This window comes from Halomonas sp. ND22Bw, assembly GCF_003011945.1.
GTDB classification, from domain to species: Bacteria; Pseudomonadota; Gammaproteobacteria; order Pseudomonadales; family Halomonadaceae; genus Halomonas; species Halomonas halophila.
In genome coordinates, this window is record NZ_PXWD01000663.1 from 1 (window position 1) to 279 (window position 279).

The window sequence follows — 279 nt, forward strand, 5'->3', positions numbered from 1 at the left end:
CTTCGGGTTCTCGATGACGGCGGTTTCGGTGATTTCGAAGATCAGATCGGCGTCGCAGCCCTCGATCAGCTGAAGCGCGCGCGTCCGGAACGCTTGGTCTACGAGGAGACGTCCCGAGACGTTCAGGGCGATCGCTATATGAACGCCCCTGGCCCGCATTGCCGCCTGATCCTCGATCGCCTTGACGATGCTCCACTCCGTCAGCGCCCGGATCTGGCCCGTCTGTTCGGCGATGGGGATGAACAGGTCCGGCCCAATCCGGCCGCGTACCGGATGATG

Annotated in this window: 1 protein-coding gene; it reads right to left on the reverse strand. The window is 63.4% G+C overall.

Features of this window, described 5'->3' with window-relative positions; all coding sequences use genetic code 11:
- The coding region (locus CVH10_RS19800) for an EAL domain-containing protein (RefSeq protein WP_146143139.1) at window positions 1-279 on the reverse strand (279 nt) is incomplete at both ends.